This is a genomic window from Burkholderia sp. Se-20378, from assembly GCF_017104665.1.
GTDB lineage: Bacteria > Pseudomonadota > Gammaproteobacteria > Burkholderiales > Burkholderiaceae > Burkholderia > Burkholderia lata.
The window spans coordinates 1-3,391 of sequence record NZ_JAAGPG010000742.1 but is presented as its reverse complement, the minus strand read 5'-3'; the positions used below and the strand labels follow the sequence as shown (position 1 = coordinate 3,391).

The window sequence follows — 3,391 nt, the reverse complement described above, 5'->3', positions numbered from 1 at the left end:
GTGTGCGGCGTTGAACGTCGCGCTGTCGGCGAAGCTGCGCGAGCTCGGCGTGCCGGCTGACCGGCGGCCATTTCGCCCGCACGTGACGCTCGCGCGGCTGCCGCACGATGCGGTCGGGCAGCCGGCACACGGCGGTTCGGTGAAGCGGCCGGTCGCGCTGCGGTTCGATGCGCTTACGTTGTTCGAAAGCCGGTTGTCGCACGAGGGCGTGTCGCATCGGCCGATCGTGTCGGCGCCGATTGCGCGGGCGGATGGTGATGCGGATGGTGCGGCGGCGCCGTGAGCGGCTTGCGAGCTGCGTTGCGATTGCCGGGCGTCATTTATGTATCGCGTCAGCGCATCGCTTCGACGATATCGTCCGGCCACCGGGCCTACCGGGCCTACCGGGCCTACCGGGCCTACCGGGCCTACCGGGCGTAGCGCGCGAGCGTCAACCCCGACAGATCGATCTCCGGTTCTCGCGCCGTGACGAGATCCGCCACCACCTTTCCCGATCCCATCGACATCGCCCAGCCCGTCGAGCCGTGGCCGACGTTGAGCCATAGCCCGTCGATCCCGCTTGCGCCCAGCAGCGGCGGCCCGTCGGGCGTCATCGGCCGTCGGCCGACCCAGAAGCGCGCCGATGTGCGATCGGCCGCGTGCGGGAACCAGTCGTCGAGCACCTTCATCAGCGTATCGAGCGCCTGCTGTCGTAGTACTGCGTGCCGGTTGCCGAGTTCCGCGGTACCCGCGACGCGCAACGTCGGGCCGAAACGCGTGATCGCCGTCTTCAGCGATTCGTCCATCAGCGCGGCGCGCGGCGCTTTTTCGTCGTCGACGACGGCGAGCGTCGCCGAATAGCCCTTCACCGGATACAGCGGCACGTCGATGCCGTGCGGTCGCAGCAGGCCGGCGCTGTCGACGCCGAGCGCGACGACGATCGCGTCGGCAGCGAGCCGCGCGTCGCGGTGCTGGCCGCCGGGGTTCGATGCGAGCGGATTCGGTCCGCCATCCTCGTCGCCGTTACCGACGATCCGCACACCGCGCACCTGGCCGGCTTCAACGTCGAGCGCCTGCACTTCCGTGCGAAAGCGGAACGTCACGCCGTTGGCTTCGCACAGCGCTCGCAGTTCGCGCGTGAAGCGTGCGCAGTCGCCGGCTTCGTCGTCGGGCAGGTAGATGCCGCCGACGGGCGCCTGCCGCGCCCAGCGCAAGCCCGGCTCGATCGCCGTGCAGCCGGCCGCGTCGAGCTCGCGAAACGCGATGCCGGCGTCGCGCAGCACCTTCAGCGCGGGCTGCGCCATCTCGATGTCGAACGCGCTGCGCAGCAGTTGCAGGTAGCCGCGGCTCGCGCCGTAGTCGAACGGATGACGGTCGCGAAACGCGTGCAGGCACGCGCGGCTGTAGTACGCGATGCGCTGCATCCGCTGCTTGTTCACGCGGAACCGCTCGAATTCGCATTCGCGCAGCCAGCGCGCGATCCAGCGCCACTGCGCGGCGTCGAGCGTCGGCCGGAAGATCAACGGCGAAGCGGGCTTGAACAGGTACTTGAGGATCTTGCCGGGCATCCCGGGCGCGGCCCACGGCGTCACGTAGCCGGGCGCGATCACGCCCGCGTTGCCGAGGCTCGTCGCCTGCGCGACATCGGCCTCGCGTTCGATCACGGTGACGTCGCAGCCTGCTTCGCGCAGGTGCCAGGCGGTGGTGACGCCGATCACGCCGGCGCCGAGAACGATCACGTGCATGCGGTTTCCGGAACGAAGCGGTGGCTCACGGCGCGACGGCCGGATCGTCGACGAGCGACTTGCCGCGCGTTTCCGGCAGCACGAGCGCGGCGACGATCACGAGCAGGTAGCCGCCGCCGGCGACGAGGCCGATCGCCTTCACGAGCGACATCGACTGCGACAGCGAGCCGACGAGGATCGGGAAGAACGAGCCGAGCCCGCGCCCGAGGTTGTAGCAGAAGCCCTGTCCCGAGCCGCGGATCGCGCCCGGATACAGCTCCGACAGGTACGCGCCGACGCCCGCGAAGATCCCCTGCACGACGATGCCGAGCGGGAAGCCGAGCAGCAGCATCGCGGTATCGGTGATCGGCAGCATCGTGTACGCCATGCCGAGCGAGAACGAGCCGATCGCGAACAGGATGAACGACGCGCGGCGGCCGAGCCGGTCGGACAGGATCGCGCCGACCACGTAGCCGATGAACGAGCCGACGATCAGCACGACGAGATAGCCGCTCGTGTTGAACACCGACAGGTGGCGGACGGTTTTCAGGTAGGTGGGCAGCCACGTCGTGATCGCGTAGTAGCCGCCGAGCATCCCGGTGCACAGCGCGCTGCCGAACAGCGTCGCGCGCAGGTGCGGCGGCGAGAAGATCTCGAGGAAGTGGCCCGACACGCGGCCTTCGTCGCGCGCGCGGCGGGTGGCCGTGTAGACGTCGGGATCGCTGACGTTGCGGCGGATATACAGGATCCACAGCGCGGGCACGATGCCGATCCAGAAGCACGCGCGCCACGCGAGCTGCTCGGGCAGCAGCGCGAAGAACGCCCAGTAGAGGATCGCGGCCGCGCCCCAGCCGAACGACCAACTGCTCTGCACGGTGCCGACCGCTTTCCCGCGATGCTCGGGCGAGCGGATCGTCTCGGCCATCATGATCGTCACGACCGACCATTCGCCGCCGAAGCCGAAGCCCTGCAGCGTGCGCGTCGCGAGCAGTTGCCAGAACGAATGGGTGAAGCCGGACAGGAAGGTGAACAGCGCGAACGTCGCGATCGTCCACTGCAGCACGCGCACGCGGCCGTAGCGGTCGGCGAGGATGCCGGCGACCCAGCCGCCGAGCGCCGACGAGATCAGCGAGCTCGTCGCGATCATCCCGGCCTCGCTTTTCGTCATGCCCCAGGTGGCGATCAGCGTCGGAATCAGGAACGAATAGATCATGAAGTCGAACGCATCGACCGCGTAGCCGCCGAAGCCGGCGTACAGCGTCCTGCGCTCGCGCGTCGACAGTTCGTTGAACCACTGGAATGCCTGCATGCTTGCCGCCCCCTCTTTTGTCTCGTCTCGCGCTGCCGTCTGGCGGCTATTTTACGGTCGGGATGCGGGGTGCCAAAAAGGTGAGTGCGGGTGCGACGCGGCGCGATGAATGGCGAGGGTGGTGGGCGTTCGTTCGGGGAAGGCGTGATGGCCGATCGCGCTTGGGTGCGATGCAGGCCCTGGCGACGGTGACGATCCACGCGCCGGCACGGCGCGCAGGGCACTTGCCTCAGAGCGTCAGGCCACCGTCGACGTGTCGGTCCAGACCGGGTGATACAGCGCGGCGACCAGCAGCCCGACGACGGCCGCGTTCACGCCTGCGAGCGCGGCCTGCATTCGCGTGCTGCGGCGCAGCCGTTCCCAGAACGGCGCGGTGCCG

3 protein-coding genes and 1 pseudogene are annotated in these 3,391 nt (G+C 69.2%); 1 reads left to right on the top strand and 3 read right to left on the bottom strand.

Features of this window, described 5'->3' with window-relative positions:
• A partial coding sequence (locus tag G3N93_RS36910; protein WP_277396602.1) for a 2'-5' RNA ligase family protein occupies window positions 1-283 on the top strand: 283 nt, incomplete at its 5' end.
• 124 nt (window positions 284-407) lie between these two features.
• Here the strand turns inward: G3N93_RS36910 and G3N93_RS36905 are convergent.
• From G3N93_RS36905 to G3N93_RS36895, 3 genes and pseudogenes are all read right to left on the bottom strand, one after another.
• Window positions 408-1,724: a D-amino acid dehydrogenase gene (locus tag G3N93_RS36905; protein ID WP_174942235.1), complete on the bottom strand. Its 1,317-nt coding sequence runs from the start codon at window positions 1,722-1,724 to the stop codon at window positions 408-410.
• 25 nt (window positions 1,725-1,749) lie between these two features.
• Window positions 1,750-3,012, bottom strand: coding sequence for an MFS transporter (locus G3N93_RS36900; RefSeq protein ID WP_174939809.1), 1,263 nt, complete (start codon window positions 3,010-3,012; stop codon window positions 1,750-1,752).
• 252 nt (window positions 3,013-3,264) lie between these two features.
• Window positions 3,265-3,391, bottom strand: a pseudogene (locus G3N93_RS36895) (chromate transporter); the annotation flags it as partial.